Origin of the sequence: Micromonospora sp. NPDC005203, assembly GCF_042872705.1 — a bacterium.
Lineage (GTDB): Bacteria > Actinomycetota > Actinomycetes > Mycobacteriales > Micromonosporaceae > Micromonospora.
Map to the genome: position 1 here is coordinate 985831 of NZ_JBIAKV010000001.1, position 20729 is coordinate 1006559.

Consider the following 20729-nt stretch of genomic DNA (forward strand, 5'->3'; position numbering starts at 1 on the left):
GCCCCCGCCTACGGCGGGGTACACGCCCAGCTGCGGCAGCACGCGACCAGACTGCGATAGGGGCAGGCGATGACCGCGTCGACTCCTCAACTGCCGCTGCGCGACGAGCTGTTCTTACTCGGCCATAACGACGACACCGGCCAACCCCACGTCCACCGCCAGGCCCTCGCCCTCGGCATGGCCGGCGCGGTCCTGATCGACCTGTTCCTGGCCGGGAGGATCGCCCTCGACGACGGCCGCCCGGGCGGGCAACAGCGGCTGTGGTTGCACCTCGACCGGCCCGTCGGCGACCTGATCGCCGACACCGCCATCGCCTCCGTCCGCTACGCCAACCCCGCCCCACCCCTGCGGGGATGGCTGACATGGTTCGCCGACGACCTGTACGAACGCACCCGCGCCGGGCTGCACGCCGGCGGCATCTTGCGCCACACCACGCATCGCCGCCTCGGCGGCCTGGCCCGCGCCGACAGGTACCTCGCCACCGACACCAAATGGGCGGTCGTCGCCCGGGCCCGGCTGCGTTACCTCGCCGTCGGTCGGGACCAACCCGACAACCACACCGCCGCCCTCGCCGGACTCGTCACCGTCCTGGGCCTGACCGAACACCTCTACCTCGACGAGGACACCGCCGCCCTCACCGCTCAACTGCGGGCCATCGCCGAACAGCACCACCGGCAGGTACGCGACATAACCACGGCCGTCGACGCCGCCGTCGGTGACCTCGCCACCGCCGCCTACCGCTAACCACCCGAAGGACAAGGAGACCGAATCGATGGACACTGACATGCGCATCCGCGCCGCCCGCTGGGCAGACAAAGACCCCGTCGCCGCGCTGATCGCCGCCGCACTGCATCCAACCCCGCTCGCCGCGTGGCTCGTACCCGACCCGGCCGGGCGGCGCCGGGTACTAACCGATGTCCTCGCGATCTGGGTGGAGCACGCCATGTTCTACGGCGACAGCCACGTCGCCGACGACCTGACCGCCGCCACCGTTGGGTTCCACCGCTACCGGCCCATTCCACCACCGGCCAACTACCGCAGCCGGCTGCTCGACGCTGCCGGTCCGCACGCCGACCGTTTCGACCAGCTCGACACCCTGCTGGCCGCGTCACGGCCCACCGAACCGCACTACCACCTGGCGTTCCTCGCCGTACACCCCGACGCCCGAGGCGCGGGACGGGCCACGGCGATACTCACCCACCACCGCAGCCGACTCGACCGCATCGACCTGCCCTCCTGGACCGACACCACCACCGACGCCCACACCCTGTACACCCGCCACGGCTACACCCCACGACCGCCGGCCACGCTGCCCGACGGACCGACGCTGTGCCCGATGCGCCGCGATCCCGACCGCAGTTCGGACACCTGGCCCACCAACCGTGCCCACCCCGCCGCAGCCGATCAGACAAGCGCCGCCCCCTCAGCGGCACGACGTTGAGGTTTCAGCGGCAGGATGCCGCGGCGCATGACGCCCGCATTTCGCCCGAGCTGACCGCGGCTGTCGACGCCTGTCGTCGTCGCCGGGCCTGCCCGACACGCTGGCCAAGCGGTCAACGCCACCCACGTCCGAGCATCAACGAGCTGTCCGAGGAACGTCGAGCCAATGGCCTACCCCCGCAAGTACTCTGACGACTTCATCGGCGCCACGGTCCAACGGGTGGCCGACGCACGTGACAACGGGCACCGTGGTCCGATCTCCGCGGTCGCCCGCGAGCTGAACCTCGATCGGCGTCTCGTGCAGGAGTGGGTCAGCAGGACCCGAACCACCGGCGCCGCCCCACCCGCCCCTCCGCCCGAGGCCCAGCTGGTCGAAGACCCGTCACGGGTTGTTCTGTCAGCCGAACTTCTGCTCTGCCGCACCTGCGAACAACCCATGACGGGCGCTCCTGACGGCGACCGGCTCGTCTACCAATGCCCGGGAAACTGCCGGCCGCGCGGACTCGACGCCGCCGCTGTGGCCGATACCGTCGGTCGGGCGGTCCTGCGCCACACACCCGCCATCATCACCGCCACCGGCCACCCCAAGAGCGCCAACCTCGCCGCCGCGCACGCCAGCCGGGTCCTCGCCCGCATCACCGCCGGGCACACCGCCACCGACCTGCGCTTCACCTGGCGCGTCGCTCTCGCCCCGGCAGAACACGCCACGCCGGCCCTCGCCGATCGGCTGCGCTCAGCCCGAACTCTCGCCGCCACCGACCCCGTGCGCGCCCGCGAGGTCCTGCGTGACGCCCTCGCCGGCGTCGACCCAGCCACCGCCGAGGCGAACCCCGCCCTCGCCGACGCCGCGCACCTGCAAGCCGAGTTACTCATCCGCCTCGGCAACTCCGCCGCCGCGATCCGTTGGGCCAGCTACGCCCACCACAGTCACGCGCACCTGCACGGACCCTCCGCCCGGCCCGTCCTCGCCGCTCTGCACACCCTCGCCACCGCCCAACGGCAGGCGGGGCATCACCAACGCGCGTACTACGCCTACCGGCACCTCGCCGACCAACTCACCGTCACCGCAGGGCCGGGCGCCCACCCCACCCTCGCCATGCAGGCCACCCTCGCTCTTGTCCTGCGCGACCTCGGCCACTGCGGCGCCGCCCGACGCCTCCTCGCCGACACGATCACCACGCACCGCCGTGCCCACCCCCACCACCCCGCCACCGCCCGCATGCTTCAACACTTGAACGAGCTGCGGCGGCACTGCGCAGACCGCGGACACAACCACCCCGACATCGAGTTCGATGCCGCGGAAAACCAGCGGCAGCACAGCCAGGCGGGGAACTGAGACCTTTCGGCACCGCCGACGGTCACGTGTCCAGCCGTCGAGCAGGCGGCACGCGTGCGACCGGACCGACAGGCCGACGGGATCTGTACCGTTGCGTCAATGAGCACCGAGTCCTCACACGCGAAGTCGGGGACGGTCACTGGCGCCCAGCCATGATCGACTCGCGACCGGAAAACCCTCCCACGATCACGTCCGAGGGCGGTCACAACGCTGAACCGCCGAGCCCTCGCGTCCTCGCCCACCCCGTGAGCCGGCAGGCCGATGTCGGAGCGAACCGGATCCGGGTCCAGGTGCTCGGCACACCTACCATCCTCGGCGTCCCCGACGGGCAGCACATCCGCCCACAGGCGATGGAATTCCTCGTCTACCTGATCGTGCGCGGAGGATCGGCCTACCAGCACGATATTCTCGGCGACCTCCTCCCCGAGCCGACGCACCGCCTGGCCACGCAACGGCTGCACACCTACACCTACAACCTGCGCCAGACCTTCCGCACCATCAGCGGCGACAACACCTACCTGCGACTACGCCGACACCACTACACCCTCGACACCGACGCCTTCGACGTCGACCTCTGGACCATGCGCGACGCCATCACCGCAGCCCAGCACGCCACCAGCACCGCCGCCCTCCGCCGCGCCGTCGCCGCCTACCGCGGGCCCCTCGCCGCCAACACCGCATACCTCTGGCTCGCCCGACACCAGCAAGCGGTATCCCGCGAGTTCCTGACCGCGGCCATCAACCTCGCCGAGGCACTCGCCCACCGCCCCGCAGAAGCCAACGCCGTCCTCGACATCGCCGCCCACCACCACCCGGACGACGAAATCCTCGCCGCCGCCGCTGCCACCATCTGTGATCGGCTGGGCTGACGGCCGCCCTCGCCTCCGCCGCTGCCACGAACGACCTGAAGGTCTCTGCACTAACCAAAACGGCTTCTGTCAGATTCTACGAACGCCTCAACTTCGTGATCTTGCAAAATTTATCCGATTGACTGACGCTTAGAGCGGGATAAATAACGTCAGAACGGACACGGGTGAGTCACACCACAACCACCGTCACCAGATGCGGATCGGACCACAATCTACTCCGCGTCACCGAGACGCGTAGCCCAACCATTCGACTGGGCGTACGCCGCCCGATCCTGTCACCGTTGCGAGGCCGGACCTCCCGGAACCCACTCGTTCGCGAACGTCTCCATCTGGCGAATGACCAAGTCGACGGCCGCGCGCTCGTGGTCCGGCGGATAGTCGAAGCGGGCCAGCAGACGGCGGATGTGGCTGCGGAGCTTGGCACGTACCGGCTCGCGCGAGAACCAGTCCACCGTGATCGACGACTGGATCGACTTGACCAGCTGCCGGGCGATCTCCGCCAGGGTGCCAACGCCCATGAGCTCCGTAGCCGCCCCGTTCTGGGCAACGGCGTCGTAGAAGGCCAGTTCGGCGTGGTTGAGCGGAGGGTCGAACTGCTGGCCCCGCCGCGCGTCCGCGGACACCTGCTTGGCCAGCTCGACCAACTCGACGATCAGCTGCGCGCTGGTCAGCTGCTGGCGCATGTAGCGGTTCATCAGGTCTTCGAGCTGGACCGAGAAGCGTTCCTGACGGACCACGTTGTGCTTGGTGACCTCGCGCATCTTCCGCTCGATCAGCCGGCGCAGCGCTGCGGCGGCCAGGTGCGGGGTCTCCGAGTTCTGCAGGCGCTGCAACGCCACCCCGTTGAGCTCGGTAATGTCGAGCTTGCCGAGGCCCGCCTCCTCGTAGATGTCGGTGATGTCGGCGGCATCGACCACCTCGGCGGCGAGCTGGGACAGGTAGCGTTCCACCTCGGCCGTGTTGGGAAGGCCTTTGGCCTCCCGGTCGGCGGCCTCCTCCTTGACGATCCAGACCCGCACGTCGCGGAAGTAGTGGATGTCTCGGCGCATCCCATGGATGTCACCGGCACGTTCTACGAAGTCGCGGCTGGTCGCGCAGAGCGTGTAGAACCGTTCGAGCCGGCCCGCCGAGTCACGGAACCGCCGGTGCAGCGGCTTCGTGCCGGGTTCGACGTCGTTGCCGGGGGTCCGTGGGTTGCGTAGGAAGTTGGCAGCCTTCTTCACCGCCCGGCGCCAGCGGGTCGGGTCCGTCTCGTCGTCCAGGATCTTGCGCCACTTGACCGGGGTCAGCATGGCCTCGAGGACGGAGATCTCGTTGTGCACCTCACTGATGGCACGCTCGATCTCGCGGCCGAGGGTCTGGTCTTTCTGGTCGCTGGGCGTGTACTCGGTGAGTGCCTTGCGCAGGTTCTCGGTCAGCGGGGCGTAGCCGACCAGCAGGCCGTCCTGCTTCTCCCGGAACCGGCGGTTCACCCGGGCGAGCGCCTGCATCAGGTTGGCGCCTTTCATTGGCCGGTCCATGTAGATGGTGTGGATCGGCGGCGCATCGTAGCCGGTCAGCAGCATCGAGTGCACGATCAGCAGCTCCAGCTCGTCGTCCGGGTCCTTGGCGCGGGCCTGGATGGTCTTTTGCTGCGACGGGCGCAGGTGGTGCGGGCGTAGCACCTCCTTGTCGCTGGGCACCCCATGGAAGACGATCTTCATCTTGCCCTTGTCGACGGCCGAGTCCAACCAGTCAGGCCGCAGCTCCTTGAGGGCGTCGAAGACGCGGACGCAGATCTCCCGGGTCGCGCAGACCAGCATGGCCTTGCCCGGTCCGCCGAGCTGCGGCCGCATCAGCTCCCGCCGTTTCTCCCAGTGCTCGACGAGGTCCTTTGCGAGGGTCTCGACCCGGTCGGGGGCGCCGTAGACGGTGTTCATGGTGGCCGCGTACGCCTCGGCCCTACGCCGCTCTGCGTCGTCCAGGCTGGCGGTGAGCGTCTCCACCTGCTCGTCGATGCTGTCCGGGTCGATGTCGGGCGGCAGTGACACCGGGATGATCCGCGGCTCGTGGTAGACCCGCACGGTCGCCTCGTCATCGACGGCACGCTTGAGGTCGTACACGTCGATGTAGTCGCCAAAGACGGCCTGAGTGTTCACCTCGGCGGTGGCGATCGGGGTGCCGGTGAAGGCGATGAACGTGGCGTGCGGTAGCGCGTCGCGGAGATGCCGGGCGTAGCCGTCCAGGCTGTCGTAGTGGCTGCGGTGTGCCTCGTCGACGATCACCAGGATGTTGCGCCGATCGGAAAGAAGCGGATGCGGCCTCCCGGCGTCGCGCTCTTCTTTCGTACGCCCGAACTTCTGCAACGTGGTGAAGATGATGCCGCCGGCGTTCCGGTTCGACAGCTTTTGCCGCAGTTCGGCGCGGGTGTCGGCCTGCTCCGGCTCCTGGCCCAGCAGCGTCTGGCTGTCGAGGAACGTGTCGAAGAGCTGGTCGTCGAGGTCGGTGCGGTCGGTGAGCACCACGGTGGTCGGGTTCTTCAGGGCTGGGTGCCGGGCGGTCAACGCCGCCGTGCACACCATCTCCTCGGACTTGCCGGAGCCCTGGGTGTGCCAGACGACGCCCGCCTTCCCGTCGCTCTGCGACGCCCGCACGATGCACTCGACGGCCCGGATGACCGCGAAGTGTTGGTGCGCCTTCGCGATCCGCTTCGCCTTCGACGTGAAGTTGACGAAGCCGCCGGTGAGCTGCAGGAAGCGCCGCTGGTTGAACAGGCCGTAGAGGGCGACGGTGAGCGCCTCCGGGCCGTCGTAGTCCGGCGAGGTGGTGTCGACCCGTTCCCCCTCGTCGTCGACGTTCCACGGCGCGAAGTGCTCGTAGGGGGTGAACGGGGTGCCGTACTTCGCGGTGACCCCGTCGGAGATCAGGCACAGGACGGTGTGCCGGAAGGCGAGCGGAAACTCCGCGAGGTACGCCTGGAGTTGGGCGTGCGCACCGGTGAGGGTTGCGTTTTCATCGGCGGCGTTCTTTAGCTCGATGATGGCGACCGGCAGTCCGTTGAGGTAGAGCACGAGGTCGAACCGGCGCCGGAAGTCGCCGTCGACGATCGTGACCTGGTTAATCGCCCGGTAGACGTTGCAGTCGGGGTCGTTTAGGTCGGCCAGGCGCACGGTGGGGTTGTGCTCGGCACCGAATGCGTCGGTGTATGTGATCGATCGGATGCCGTGGACCAGCCGCTCGTGCGCCGCCCGGTTCTCGGCGAACGCCTCCCGAGAGGCCACGTCGGTGGCGGCCCGCACCGCGTCGACGACCGCCGTGGGCAGCAGGTCGGGGTTGAGCCGCTCGATCGCGGCCCGCAGGTCCTCGACGAGCACCAGATCGGCCCAAGACTGCCGCTGCCCCGACCCCGGCGCGAAATCCTTCCCGGCACCCGGCTCCCACCCGAACTCACCGAGCTGATCCAGCGCAAGCGCCTCCCAGTCCGCCTCGCTCATCCACCCGCCCACACCCATCACCACCCCTTCCCGCGAACCGTCTACTTACTTAAACCGCTTCTTCGACAACCTTCTCGGCGTCCTTGACCCGCATCCGTCCCGACATCAGCTCTGGCAACAGGCTGTCCCGTAGCGCAGCCAGCGTCAGGGACTCCTGCTCGGCAACTAACGCGCGCTGCCACAGGCTCCCCGCCTGTCGATCGAGACGGTCGATGGCTTCGGGGATCGGCATAACCACCTCTTCGTCTAGGTGGCGTCGCTGAATGTGCCCCATCGTGGTCGCTTTGTCTGCGGCGATGGCTCGATAATCAGCTAGTTTTGATTTCACCGCTTCAAAGGCGAGCCACTTCGGGGTGTCGCCATGCGGGATCACCTTGAAGATATGCTGATTGATAATTGCCTCGGGCCTGAACCAGCGCGCGACTGTAAGAGAGCCGGACCAGGAGAATAGCACGTCGCCAGGGCGGGCGAGGTGCTTCTCGTCTACCACTATATCGTTGTAAACCGTAGCTGGTCCCGGGCCGGAGTTAATTTCCGCGATGCGGACTACCATGCGGCCATTTCCAGTAGCGCCCTTCGTGAAGGCGCGGCCGTTGATGAACTCGGCCACCTGCGATAAAGGCTGGGCCACGAACTCGCTCGGCTGCTGCTGCGCGTCGGTCAGGAGTGCCGAACGAAGCATGTCGGCCACGGCTGCGATGCGGCCGTTGGCCGCAATTCTTTCATCTAGTGCACCAAGGGCTTCTGCTGTCGCTCGCTGCACCGCTAGTGGAGGATGTGGAACGCGGATGGCTTTGATCGTTGCGACAGGTTGGGCCAGCCCTGGAACTCCAACCGTCGATATTCCGCTAAGCAATGCGCGCTGGCCGGCAGGCGAAAGGAACCAGTATAGGTAAAATTCCGGTAGGGCGATATTTGAATCGAGGCGAGCCTTGACCTGACTTGTTGAGACGATATATCGGGGGAACCTTGGTGAGCGTGGCACCATTGCTACTTGACCGATGACACCCCGATGGGTAAATACCAGGTCGCCTCCTTGAAGATTTGCTCCAGGCGCTTTATCTGCCTTGCTTTCGGAGATGTATACGAAGTTTTCATCGATGAATTTTCCTGTTCCCAGGTTTGCTCCCCGCACCATGGGGATTCCGGACTCAACGTAGTCTTTGGCGGTGAATGCCGAGCCGTAAGGCTTCGATATCGAGCTTCTCTCGCTAGCCGCCAACTCTTCTAAGCGAACCATCGGCCAGTCAGGCATCAAGCCTCCCGAGCTGGTCGCGGACGACTGCTTCGAGCCGCGACGACTCATCGAAGTGGGCATACAGCTCCTTGGTAAGGCGGTCGATCCGATCCGCAAGCGGCTCGGCGTCCGGGTCCTCTTCGGCTTCGGCAGCGCCGACGTAGCGGCCGGGGGTGAGGGCGTGGTCGTGGGCGGCCACCTCGTCGAGCTTCGCGGAGTAGCAGAAGCCGGGACTGTCCTCGTACGTATGACCCTTGGTCTGTGCAGACTTGGTTCCGCGCCAGGCGTGGTAGGTGTTGGCGATTTTCGCGATGTCATCGTCGGCGAGGATGCGTTCGGTGCGGTCGACCATCGTGCCGAGGGCGCGGGCGTCGATGAAGAGGATCTCGCCGCGCCGGTCGGTCAGCGCCTTCGCGCCTTGCGGGGTCTTGTCCTTGGTCAAGAACCAGAGGCAGGCGGGGATCGCGGTGGTGCGGAACAAGTTCGGCGGGAGCGCGACCATGCAGGCCACCATGTCCGCTTCGACCATCGCGCGGCGGATCTCGCCTTCGCCTGATTGCTTCGAGGACATTGAGCCGTTGGCGAGGACGACGCCAGCGCTTCCGCGGTCGCCGAGCTTAGAGAGTATGTGCTGGAGCCAGGCGTAGTTGGCGTTGCTCTGCGGCGGCGTCCCGTAGCGCCAGCGCGGGTCACCCACCTTGCGCGCCCAGTCGCTCATGTTGAACGGCGGGTTGGCAATGATGAAGTCGGCCCGCCGGTCCGGGTGCTTGTCGTCGGCGAACGTGTCGGCCCATCGGTCACCGATGCCGACTGGATCCATGCCGTGGATGGCGAGGTTCATCTTCGCCAGTCGCCAGGTACGCTCGTTGGCTTCCTGGCCGTAGACGGCGATGTCGTGGGTGTGGTCGCGGCCGGCGCGGGCCTCGACGAACTTCTTGGACTGTACGAACATGCCGCCGGATCCGCAGCACGGGTCGTAAACCCGACCCTCGTAGGGTTCCAGCACCTCGACAAGTACCCGCACCACGCTGGACGGGGTGTAGAACTCGCCGGCCCGTTTGCCCTCGGCTCGGGCGAAGCGTTCCAGGAAGTACTCGTACACCTCGCCGAGGACGTCCTGTGCCTTCCGATCGCCGTGGCCGGTGAAGCGGGCGTCGCTGATCAAGTCGACGAGTTCCTTCAGCCGTTTCTGGTCGACGTTGTCCCGGTTGAAGATCTTCGGGAGGACGCCGGTCAGCGCCGGGTTCTCCCGCATGATCGCGTCCATGGCGTTGTCCAGCAGCTCGCCGACGCCGCTGGGGGCGTTCTCCACCAGGTAGTCCCAGCGGGCGGTCTCCGGGACCCAGAAGACGTTGGCGCTGGCGTACTCATCGCGATCGTCGAGGAACTGGGCGCGGCGGTTCTCCGGGATGTCGGCGAGGCTGTCCTTGATCTGGTCGCGGCGTTCGGCGAACGCGTCTGAGACGTACTTGAGGAAGACCAGGCCGAGGACGAACTCCTTGTACTGAGCGGCGTCCATGGAGCCGCGCAGCTTGTCGGCGGCCTTCCACAGGATGTCCTGGATCTGCTTGGTGCTGGACACGCCGAACAGCTCGGCCTGGCCGTTGGCGCGTTTGCGTGGGGGCACTGTGTGTTCCGATCTCTCGTTCAGAAGTTCGTACCGTACAGAGTCGTGAGGGTGCCGTCGGCGAAGCCGGTCACGATGAGTTCGCGCAACGTGGCCAAGAGGTCGGCCTGCCGCTGCAGTAGGTCATCGCGTTCCTCCAGACGGCGCAGCACGTCGTCCAGGCGGGCCGCCTCGTCCCGGGCCAGGTCGGGAATAGTGGCGTCCATCATTCTCGGGCCCCGCACTGCACCAGGGCTGCGTGTCATGTTGCGGGCGGTACCCAGGAGTGCCGTCAGCACTCGGGGCGTGAGCGGGTCGCCAAATGAGATGCGCAGGCCGCTGGCGGGGAACTCGATCACCGAGAAGCCGTCGTTGTCGAGGAGGACCCCGAACCGGGGGACGCTGGTGACCACGATGTCACCAGGTTCGGTGAGGGCGACCTGCGAATAGTGCGCGGCGAGGGTGAGCCGGTCCATCCAGCGCTTGGACGACTGCGCGAGTACCTCCGCCGCGCCGATGACCCGGTGGTGACCTCGCGGTCCGACATGCTCGGGGTTGAGGCGGTGCCCGGTGAGGGGGCGGACCCGGCGAGCCGTTCGGAGCGCCTCGCAAGAAAGCTCCTTCGGTCTGATCCCATCGCGCTGTACCGCTCCGGTGTTCAGGAAGCCGTTCTCCTTCCCGTACCGGACGGCCTCCTGCTCCGCGTCGGTGAGACGACCCTCGACCTCGCCGACGAGTGCGGGGCGGTCGGCGGCCAGGCGGGCACGCAGGGTGACTGACGCTGGACCGGGCGGCCGGAGCGCGGCAGCCCGGCGTAGGTCGAGGCTCTCCAGCGGGACGATTCGGCCGGTGCGCGGTTCGTGGCCGTCGCTGCGGTGACCCTCGGCGCGCCAGAGGAGGATGTCCTCGGCCGCCGACTCGACAGCAGGTTGGTCAAGCGCGTGACCGCTGAGGTCGGCGAGTAGCACGCGGCCCTTGGCGGCGGGGATCGGGTCCCTGGTCAGCAACCACAAAGCGGCGCGATGACCTGGCCTGGCCGGGTAGACGCCGCCCGGCAGTTGCACAATTGCCTCGACGATGCCGCTGTTCAGCAGCGCCAACCGGCGCAACGCCGCCTGCCCGTCCCGTAGTTGGTCGACGAGGCTGCTGGCGGGACCGACGACGATGGCCGTGCGGCCCGGACCGAGCAGATCGGCGATCGCTTCGACCCGGTTGAGGTCGGCGAGGGCGTGCCGGTTCTCCGCCGGCTGGTAGGGCAGCCGGGTGACGATGAGGTCAGGCTCGGCGAACTCCTCGTTCAACTCATCGGCGCGCACGTCGAACTGGAACTCGGGCAACTCGGCGAGGAGTAGCCGCCTGCGCACCAGACGGGCGAGTTCCTCGTCGGCGACGACCGCGTTGACTCGCAGATTGTCGCGGTCCTGGTCGCTTACCAGCGCTGTCAGTAGGTCGCCTGTGCCCGCGTTGCCGTCGGCGATGGTTACGGCGCGATGGGCGCGCAGCTGGGTCGGCACGTCGGCCACCCGACGGATCAGGGCTACCGTCTCCGGGGTGAGTGCGTCCGCTGTCAGCTCGGGCCAGCCGAGGCGGTTGGCGGAGTTGAGCAGGAACTGACAGCTGTGCCAGGGGTCGAAGGCTCCCTCGATCAGTTGCTCGACCAGTTGGGCGAGCCCGGTCGGTTCCGGTGCGTCAGCCAGCTCATGCAGCAGAAACTCGTCATCGGGATCGAGACGGCGAGCCAGCGGCAGAGGATCGGCTGGCAGTGCCTGGCCGGTGAGGTGGCGGAGGCAGAGCGCGGCGCCGAGGACGACGATCGTGCGTCGGCCGCCGTGCCGCCGGGCGTACGCCGCCAGCGTGTGCATGGACCGCTCGGCGCGCAAGGTGTCCGGGTCGGCGTGGCCAAGCCCGCTACGGAGTAGCCAAGCCACGACGGCGTCTGCGGGAAATAGAGGCTGGCCGTGGTTGCCCGGCACGGGTGCAGGGAAGTCGGGGTGCCGCCGGCGCCACGTGGTGACCGCAGGCTTTTTGACGCGCGCGAGCTGCGCGATTTCGCGCTGCGACATCAGCTCCGTCTCCATGGCTCACCTCCTCGCTCTGGCGGTCACGGTACGAATCCTGGAGCGTCGAAGAAGAACGTGGATCTGTTATCCCGGGATAACAGTGTGTAGGGCAGTGTAGGCGACCAATCTGCGGTTCCCTCGATGCGCCAACGACATCAGGGGGTCTGATGAACGACACGCTCACGCTCTACCAAGAGCTCACCGACCGCCTTCAGCGGTCCCAGGTGCCCGGCCCGGTCAGCGACCTGGTTCTTGCCGCCTTCCACGGCGAGCAGGTTCTCGATGACGTACTGCGAGGGGAGGCCCTTCCGCCGTCGCCCGAGCCGAGTGAGGCGGGCGGTGCAACGCCGCAGGCATTCCTGGAAGAGGTCCGGGTTGCCGGCTTCCGCGGGATCGGTCAGCAGGTCACGGTCGGGCGGCTGCCCAAGACCGGGCTGACCGTGTTCGTGGGCCGCAACGGCTCCGGGAAGTCCAGCATCGCCGAGGCCGTCGAGTACGCGCTGACCGAGGACTCCCTGCGCTGGGCGCAGCGCCCGCCGGCCTTCCGCGAGGGCTGGCGGAACCTGCACCACGACGGCGCATCGGAGATCCGCCTCAGCCTTCGGCTCGACTCCGGCCAGCAGGTGGCGACCCACCGCACCTGGCCGGCCGGGGCCACCGATCTGACCTCCGCGACGGTCACCACGACCACGGGCGGCGCCGCGATGCCGCCGGGTCAGGCGCCGGAGTGGATCGGGCAGGCCACCAGGTACCGGCCGTTCCTGTCCGCCCGTGACCTCGAACGGGTCATCACCGCGAAGCCGGCTGAACTGTACGACGCGATCGCGCCGATCCTCGGTCTTGGCCCGCTACGTGAGACCGATGCCCGGCTGCAGCGGCGGCGCAAGGTCTACGACGACCGGGCCAAGGCGCTCAAGGCGGCCTTCACCGAGCTGCGCGAACGGCTCGGCCAGATCGACGACGACCGCGCCCGCGACGCCCTGAGCGCGCTCGGTGCCCGTCCGCTCCGCGCAAACCTGACCCTGCTGGCTGACCTCGCCTGCAGCGACACCGCCATGTCGGAGGAACCTGCAGCGGCAGCCGCCCGGCGGCTCGCCGAGCAGGACTTGCCCAACCTCGGTGCGGCGCTGGTTGCCCTCGCCGAGTCTGTGGCGGCGATGCGCGAGGTGACCGCAACCGACAGTGGCGCCGCGGATCGGAGCGCTCGGCTGCTGCGGGCCGCGCTCGACGTGCACCACGATCGCGGGAACGGTGCTTGCCCGGTGTGTCGCGTCGGCACCCTGGACGAGGACTGGCGTACGCAGGCCGAGGAGGAACTCGCCAGAATGGCCGCGGTCGCCGCAGCGGCACGAGCCGCCCAGCAGGCTCACGCGCACGCCCGCCGTACGGTCGACGGGCTGCTCCGTGACATCCACCGGCTGCTGGAACCGGCCGCTGTGGAGCTGGCACCCCACATCCCTGGGGAGAGCGCGGCGATGCGCGAAGCTCTCGCCGGGCTCGGCCCCGATCGGGCCGCTTGGGACAGTGTCGTCGCGGCGTACACCGCCCTCGTGAAGGCGGCGGCCGGCTGGCTCGCCCAGCGTCACGACGCTTGGCGCGAGCCCGGTGCCGCGATCCGCCGGTGGGTCGACGCCGCGGTCGTGGCCCGCGCCGAGGCGCCGGCCCTGGCTCTGCTCACCAAGGCTCGTGCGGCTCTCGACACCGCCGAGAGGGCGATTCGGGCCGACCGACTGGGCAGCTTCGCCGCCCAGTCGGACCGGGTATGGCAGAAGCTGCGGCAGGAGAGCAACGTCGAGCTGCACCGGCTGCGGATGGAAGGAGTGAACAACACCCGCCGGGTCCTGTTCCCCGTGGCCGCCGACGGCGTCGAGACCAGCGCGCTCGCGGTGATGAGCCAGGGTGAGCTGCACGCCCTCGGCCTGGCGGTCTTCCTGCCCCGTGCCTGCGCCGAGGCCAGCCCGTACCGGTTCGTTATCATCGACGACCCGGTGCAGAGCATGGACCCCACCAAGATTGACGGCCTGGCCGAGGTGTTGCGGGAGGTCGCCCTGACCCGGCAGGTCATCGTGTTCACCCACGACGACCGGCTGCCGGAAGCGATCCGCCGTCTCGACATCGAGGCCGACGTCCGGGAGGTCACTCGCCGCGAAGGCTCGATCGTCGAGGTCCGGAAGGTCTGCGACCCGGCAGACCGCTACCTCGACGATGCCCGCGCCCTGGTCGCCGCGGAGATCTCGGACGAGGCGAAGTACCTGATGGTCGCCGGGTTCTGCCGGTCCGCGATCGAGTCGGTGAGCATGGATCGCTACCGGGCCGCCGAGCATCGGCGCGGCACGCCCTACCAGGAGATCCTGGAAGGGCTCAGTCGGGTGCACACCGTCAAGGACCGGCTCAGTCTCGGGCTCTTCGGCCGTGTCGTACCCCGTCCGGAGCTTTTCGCTCGTCTCGACCGTGACTACGGCCCGCAGGCCACCCGGACGGTTAAAGCAGTGGCGCAGGCGGTCCACGGCCACCGGAGCATGCCCGTCCGGGCGATGGTCACCAACACGGCTGCGCTCGTGGGGCGGTTGCGATGACGACGTCCCTGTACCTCGCCACCGCCGACCGGATGCTCAGCAGCGTCATCCGAGGCGCCCGCGGCGCCTGGCCCCGTGCGTGCGCGTGGCTGCTGCGCCACGAACTGGAATCGGCGATGGACCGGTACTGGGCCCGGGCCTGTCCGGAGATCGGACGGACCCGGGTGCAGCGGCCGAAGCTGCTGCTGCTCGCCCACTACGCCGGCCCCGACCTTGGGCGCCGGGCCAGCTACCTGTGGTGGGCGCTGTCCCGCGCCGGTCACCACCACCACTACGAACTCGGCGTCACCGCAGCCGAGCTGACCCGGCTCCGCGCCGAACTCGTCGAAATCGTCGCGCTCCTTGACCACTCGGAGGCACCCACATGCTGAAGCGAGATCAGGCCATGCTGATCCTCGGCGTTGAGGCGTTGGCCATCGTCGGCGTCGTCTACTACCTCGTCACGCTCGACCTCATCAGCCTTGCTTGGTCGGCGTCGATCGCGATCGCCATCCCGGCCTGGCTGCTCGCCGTGAAGGCGCCGACGACGTGCGGCGTGACCACCCAGAACGGCGGCCGGTGCGGACGGAAGGTCAACGGGGTGATCTTCGGCTGCGGCCGGTCGAGCCACACCTGGGCCAAGTTCTTCGCCCGCTTCGGCTGGCGTCGTCAGCCTGACCCGAGCAACCGGCCGAGCCGGTCCGCCGAGGCTACAGAGGCTGCCGAGGTGGTGACGGTAAAGATCGCCGAGGACTGGAAGAGCACCGTGGCATTCTGGCTCGCCCTCACCGCGACGACGTGCGCCCTGGTCAGTGCCACCGTCGATGCCACCAACCTTTTTCACGAGCCGCCGAAGCCGCCGGCCGCCGTCTCCCGCTGACCCTGACTTCCCCCATCGATGCGTCGAAGATCAAGTCCCGGCGAGGATCGCGCGCTACGGCCTCTTCCGCGCCACGTAACACCTGTTCGAGTTGGGCTTCAGCTGCGTCAAGCCGCGCGGCGCTGCAACATTTCGGCCTGCTCGATGAGCCGACAAGGCACAGCGGTGCTCCGGGCGCGGAGGTGAAGGTTGCTGAGAGAGGTCGTTCCGATGACGTCGGGTGTCGGAAATCGGATGCATAGATGAACGTGTTATGCGCCCTATCCTGGAGGGCTTTGCCTCGGGCCGACGGCCCGGCGGATCAGCATTGGCGTACGTCGACTGACTTGGAGACGAGATGCTGTTGACCCAACCGGATGTACTCCACCTCGTTCAACAGGCCGCTGGCCGGTGGGCAGACCAACTGATCGACTTCGGCCCGCGCAACACGCTGCTCTACTTCAAGGAGCGACAGACCACCACCCTCGATCTCGCTGACGCGGCTTCCGGCGTGGTCGCCGACCTGCTCCGAGGACAGAAGGTTCGCCTACGGACGCTGTTCCCGGACCAGGACCGGCACAACACCGCCTGCAACACTGCCCGCAGCCTCCGCCGGAAGCTGGTCGAGCTGGAGGAGGAGCAGGGCATCCAGGCAGGTTGGGTGAGCCGCGGCCTGCTCTGCATGGTCGGCCAGTACACCCGGGGGTCCGTGCCGATGCAACCGCTGCGGGCGCCGCTGATTCTGCAGCAGCTTGCGCTGGACAGCAGGACGGCGACGGAGAACGACTTCACGCTGGAGCTGTCGGAGTCACCCGAGATCAATCCCGTCCTTCTGTACGCGCTGGAGCGGCAGTACGGCGTGGAGGCGGATATCAGCGCACTCGGCGAGAAGCTGAGCGCGATGCTGTCCGAGATCGCTGACCCGGACCAGCAGCTCAGTGCCGCCTACGAGCTGATCGCCGAGGCAGTCGCTCCCAGCGGCCTGTCTCTCCGGCTCGAGCCCGCGGTGGTTGCCGGCGTCTTCAGCTTCGACAAGCTGCCCATGGTCGAGGACCTGCGCAACTCGGCCGAGCTGCTGGCATCGCACCCGGTGATCGGCGCAATGGCGGGCGACCGCGACGCTCGGCAACAGCTGCGCACTGAGCAAGCTCAGGGGTCCAGCTCCAGTGCCGATCGGATCGATCCGGCCAAGGAGTTCCTGGTCCACGACGCTGACTCGTCTCAGCAGTCGGCGATCGACGCGGTGCTGTCCGGCCGGCATGTGGTCATCGAGGGTCCACCCGGCACGGGCAAGAGTCAGACGATTGCGAACATCATCGCGTACATGGCCGCGATGGGGCGCAGCGTGCTCTTCGTCTCCGAGAAGCGGGCCGCGATTGAAGCGGTGATGAACCGCCTTGACGACGTCGGGCTCGACAACCTGGTGTTCGACCTGCACGACCGCAAGATCAATAAGCGGCAGGTCGCCCGGCGCATCGCCGACGTCCTCACCCAAGCGGGTGCCGAACCCCCGGTCGACACCGACGAACTGCATCGCCGCCTGCACAGCCGGCGGGCCGCAGCGAAACGGCACCCGGCCGAGCTGCACGAAGTTCGGCAGCCCTGGGGGGTAAGCGCTTTTCAGGTCATCGAGCAGCTCCTCGCGCTTCCGACTGGCGACGTTAGCGGCTACAACCTGCGCGCATCGGAGCTGCGGAACCTCGACCGGTCGAGGCTTGAGTCCGCGCGGGAGGACCTTCGGACGTTCGTGGATCGTGGCGGGCTGAGGATCTGGCGCGGGGAGTCGCCGTGGGCGAAGGCTGCCATCCGCACCCCAGGCGATGTCCGCAAGGTGCTGGTGCATCTCGACGAGCTCGCGGCCGGTGCCCTGCAGGGCGCACAGCGCCAAATCCGGGACTTGGTCGACCGGGCGGGGCTGGACGTGCCGGACGACCTCGCTGCATGGAGGGACCTGTTTGACCTGCTCAGCGAGGTCGAGCGCACCATCGCCAGCTACGGCGAGCAGGTCTTCGGCCCGGATCTGGACGACTTCGTCTACGTGACAGCACCAGGCCGATCCCGGCCGCGCCGCTCGGAGCCGCTCGGCATCTTCCGCCGGTTTCAACTGCGCCGCGAGCTGCGACGGCTTTGTCCGGCCCCGCCCAAGAGCCGATCCGAGATGTATCAGGGCCTGGTAGCCGCGGCGGATCAGCGTGAGCGGTGGCGGAGGCTCAGCCGTCAGGACAGCGCACCCGCTGCTCTGGCAGGTGCCGACCTGTGCATGTCGTCCTTCACCCAAGTGCGTAACCACCTCGCTGCGGTGGCGGCATGTGCCCGGATCGACGGCCTTGAGCGTGGGCCCACCACCACCGCGGCCAACACGCTCGCCGAGTTGAACGCCGACCGCGAAACGTTGTTCCTGATGCCCGACCTGAACAAGCAGCAGCAGCTGCTTCGCTCGTTGGGGCTGAGTCACATGCTCGATGACCTGGCCGCCAGGCAGGTCTCGAGCGACGAGGCAGCCGACACCCTGTTGCGCTCCTGGTTGCAGGTGGTCCTCGATGAGATGCGCATGCGGGTTCCGTACCTCGGTCAGTTCGTCGGGCAGCAGCATGCCGCGGTGGTCCAGGACTTCCGCGCTGTGGACAGCCGACATATCGAGATGGCCGCCCGGCACGTGCGTCGCAACGTGGCAGTGAACCTGCGGAAGGCCCGAGACGCCTATCCCGACCAGAACGGCCTTGTCCGACGGGAGGCGGCCAAGAAGAGCCGGCACCTCCCTCTGCGGAAGCTGCTCAGCAGCGCACCGGAGGTGCTCCTCGCCGCGTTCCCGTGCTGGGCCATGTCACCACTGGTGGTCAGTCGCATCCTGCCGCCCGAGCGGTCGTTCGACGTGGTGATCTTTGACGAGGCGAGCCAGATCGAGCCGCACGACGCGGTTGCCTCGATCATGCGGGGCAGCCAACTCGTCGTGGCCGGCGACCCGAAGCAGCTCCCACCCACGTCGTTCTTCCGGCGCCTCGTTCAGCAGAGCCCGGCTGACGAAGACGATGATCTCGTTGACGACAGCCTTGAGGATTACGAGTCCGTTCTTGACGTCCTCGGCGGCCTGATCTCGGACCGGTACCGCTTGACCTGGCACTACCGCAGCCGAGACGAGCGTCTGATCGCGTTCTCGAACGTCGAGATTTACGACCGGTCCCTCGTCACGTTCCCTGGCGTGCAGGTCGGCAGCCCGCTGCGCTTGGAGACGGTGGACGGCCGTGTCGCCCCCGGGCAGAGCGGCTCATCAACGGAAGAGGTCAACCGGGCGGTTGAGCTGATTCTCGAGCACGCCGAGCAGCGACCTAACGAGAGCCTCGGCGTCATCACCATGGGCCGAAAGCACGCCCTGCGGATCGAGGCGACCCTGCGCAGCCGACGCCGCGAGCACGAGCACCTCGACGACTTCTTCTCCCAGGACCGGGCCGCGAGCCAGCGGTTCTTCATCAAGAGCCTCGAGAACGTCCAGGGCGACGAGCGGGACGCCATCATCCTGAGCATCGGCTACGCCAAGACCAGAGACGGTCGACTTTCGCTGCGCTTCGGACCGCTCAACCAGGAGGGCGGTGAGCGGCGCCTCAACGTCGCGGTCACCCGAGCGCGGAGTCGGATGACCGTGGTGAGCGCCTTCTCCCATCACGACATGGACCCGAACCAGACCGCGGCGACACGGAATCGCGGGCCCGAACTGCTCCGCCGTTACCTGGAGTTCGTTGACCTAGGCGGCGATCTCGGCGCGCGACAGCACACCGGGGTCGAGCTAAACGGCCTCGAACGCAGCGTGCTGAAGGCTCTCCAACAGCAGGGCGTCAACGCCGTGCCGCAGTGGGGCGTGTCCGGCTACCGCATCGACCTGGCTCTCGCCCACCCGGACCAGCCCGGCCGCATGGTCCTCGCCGTGGAGACCGACGGTCACTCGTACCACCAGGCACACAGCGCCCGGGACCGGGACCGGCTGCGCCAGCAACACCTCGAGCGCCTCGGGTGGGAGTTCCACCGCATCTGGTCGACCGACTGGTACGTGGATCCGGCAGGCCAGACAGCCCGACTCATCGCCCGCTGGAAGCAGGCGGTCGACCGCGCCAACCACGCCGCGAGGAGCCACCCTGCACCGCCGGCACGCCGGCCCACTCAGCCGCCGCCGCCGGCGACCCGCCGTGGCCCACGCCCCGACGTGCCGATCGGTCTGCGGATCACCGAATACACGCGGGAACAGCTGGTACAGATCTGCACCTGGCTGGTGAGCGACCAGCTTCAGCGTGATCGGGATGAGCGCCTCCAAGAGGCCATGAGCGAACTTGGCTTCCGCAAGCGGGGCTCAATCATCCTCCAGCGCCTGACCGAAGCACTCGACATCGCGCAGCAGCGCGCCGACCGGGAGGTGTCCCGATGATTGCCCTCGACCCGCTCACTCTGGAACGCGTCGCTCGTCTGATCTGCGACGTCGATGGTCCGTACGAGCGGACCGGTACGCAGATCGAGCGGTTCCTGCACCGAGTTCGGTGGCCTGGCGATCCGCAGTACGACGGCTCTCCGCGGATCCCCTGGCTGACAGAAGTACTCAGTTCCCATGCCGACGATGCCGCCGCCCTCGACCGGCTGCTCTGTCGCAGCGGTGATCCTCTGGAGTACGACGGCGGCGTCGAGGCCGCCGAACCGATCGCGCAGGAGCTGAACCGGATCCTGGCCCCCGAACAGCTCACCATCACCTACATCGGCGGGCGTCCCGTGCTCGGGCAGCTCAGCCAGAGCAGCGACGTTCCCCTGTACGGACCGCCGCCAGATCTCCATGAGCGGGTGCGACGACTAACCGGGAACAGCAAGGCGGTCGACGTCCTTATGGCGCGCGCCGACGAAGCGTCGATCTGCCAGAACAACGGGGCCTACGCGCTGGCGATCATCGGCATCGGCAGCTTCGTCGAAGGGCTGCTGCACGTCGTGGTAACCGACCGCGACGAGACCGTGCGAAGGAACGGCCTGGTCGACCGTAACGGCCGACGGGTTCGGGCCGAACGAGCGGGCCTTCACCTGCTCCTCGAGTACGCGCATCGGAAGGATTGGGTCCAGACCGACGCCAAGGACTTCATGGAGAAGGTCCGGGACTACCGCAACTTCGTCCACCCCCGTCACCAGATCGACTACGGGCTCGTGCCCGACCTGGACACAGTGCGGATGTGCTGGGCTCCTGTACACGCGCTTCTCAACGACCTGGAATCCGCACCATGATCAAAAGCTCATCTCGGTGACCAGCAAGCAAGCGGATAGACCTCTCC

The 20729-nt window shown here is 67.8% G+C and carries 13 protein-coding genes; 9 read left to right on the forward strand and 4 right to left on the reverse strand.

All coding sequences use genetic code 11. The annotated features are described in order from the left end of the window. Positions 1-69 precede the first annotated feature (69 nt). The 4 genes from ACFYPM_RS04780 to ACFYPM_RS04795 all read left to right on the forward strand — a co-directional run bounded on the left by ACFYPM_RS04780 (position 70) and on the right by ACFYPM_RS04795 (position 3645). Positions 70-744: a GPP34 family phosphoprotein gene (locus ACFYPM_RS04780; RefSeq protein WP_387191247.1), complete on the forward strand. Its 675-nt coding sequence runs from the start codon at positions 70-72 to the stop codon at positions 742-744. A 28-nt stretch (positions 745-772) separates the two neighbouring features. After that, positions 773-1441, forward strand: coding sequence for a GNAT family N-acetyltransferase (locus tag ACFYPM_RS04785; protein ID WP_387191249.1), 669 nt, complete (start codon positions 773-775; stop codon positions 1439-1441). A gap of 516 nt (positions 1442-1957) precedes the next feature. After that, complete coding sequence (locus ACFYPM_RS04790; RefSeq protein WP_387191251.1) at positions 1958-2776, forward strand: hypothetical protein; 819 nt, start codon at positions 1958-1960, stop codon at positions 2774-2776. A 245-nt stretch (positions 2777-3021) separates the two neighbouring features. Further along, positions 3022-3645 (forward strand): hypothetical protein, encoded by a 624-nt coding sequence (locus ACFYPM_RS04795; protein WP_387191253.1) that lies wholly within the window; start codon positions 3022-3024, stop codon positions 3643-3645. Between the two features lie 275 nt (positions 3646-3920). On the opposite strand, the gene ACFYPM_RS04800 is transcribed toward ACFYPM_RS04795, so the two are convergent. From ACFYPM_RS04800 to ACFYPM_RS04815, 4 genes are read right to left on the reverse strand one after another with little or no spacing between them, the layout of a single operon-like run. Beyond that, a complete protein-coding gene (locus ACFYPM_RS04800; protein WP_387191255.1) occupies positions 3921-7136 on the reverse strand; it encodes a type I restriction endonuclease subunit R in 3216 nt (1071 codons plus the stop codon). Between the two features lie 31 nt (positions 7137-7167). Continuing rightward, positions 7168-8373 carry a restriction endonuclease subunit S gene (locus ACFYPM_RS04805; protein ID WP_387191257.1) on the reverse strand — a complete coding sequence of 402 codons (1206 nt, stop codon included), beginning with the start codon at positions 8371-8373 and terminating at the stop codon, positions 7168-7170. Then, positions 8366-9982, reverse strand: coding sequence for an N-6 DNA methylase (locus ACFYPM_RS04810; protein WP_387191259.1), 1617 nt, complete (start codon positions 9980-9982; stop codon positions 8366-8368). The genes ACFYPM_RS04805 and ACFYPM_RS04810 overlap by 8 nt, the downstream gene beginning before the upstream one ends. Before the next feature lie 20 nt (positions 9983-10002). Beyond that, positions 10003-11823 carry an SAM-dependent DNA methyltransferase gene (locus ACFYPM_RS04815; protein WP_387191261.1) on the reverse strand — a complete coding sequence of 607 codons (1821 nt, stop codon included), beginning with the start codon at positions 11821-11823 and terminating at the stop codon, positions 10003-10005. 365 nt (positions 11824-12188) lie between these two features. Between ACFYPM_RS04815 and ACFYPM_RS04820 the strand changes: the two genes are divergently transcribed. The 5 genes from ACFYPM_RS04820 to ACFYPM_RS04840 all read left to right on the forward strand — a co-directional run bounded on the left by ACFYPM_RS04820 (position 12189) and on the right by ACFYPM_RS04840 (position 20682). Then, entirely contained in the window at positions 12189-14597 is a 2409-nt protein-coding gene (locus ACFYPM_RS04820; protein ID WP_387191263.1) for an AAA family ATPase, read from the forward strand. Further along, on the forward strand, positions 14594-14968 hold the full coding sequence (locus ACFYPM_RS04825) for a hypothetical protein (protein ID WP_387191265.1): 375 nt from the start codon (positions 14594-14596) through the stop codon (positions 14966-14968). Before ACFYPM_RS04820 ends, ACFYPM_RS04825 begins: the two co-directional genes overlap by 4 nt. Further along, a complete protein-coding gene (locus ACFYPM_RS04830; RefSeq protein ID WP_387191266.1) occupies positions 14962-15456 on the forward strand; it encodes a hypothetical protein in 495 nt (164 codons plus the stop codon). The genes ACFYPM_RS04825 and ACFYPM_RS04830 overlap by 7 nt, the downstream gene beginning before the upstream one ends. Positions 15457-15793: 337 nt before the next feature. Next, positions 15794-19849: an AAA domain-containing protein gene (locus ACFYPM_RS04835; RefSeq protein ID WP_387191268.1), complete on the forward strand. Its 4056-nt coding sequence runs from the start codon at positions 15794-15796 to the stop codon at positions 19847-19849. Then, positions 19846-20682, forward strand: a complete 837-nt coding sequence (locus ACFYPM_RS04840) for a hypothetical protein (protein WP_387191270.1) — start codon at positions 19846-19848, stop codon at positions 20680-20682. The genes ACFYPM_RS04835 and ACFYPM_RS04840 overlap by 4 nt, the downstream gene beginning before the upstream one ends. Positions 20683-20729: the final 47 nt, after the last annotated feature.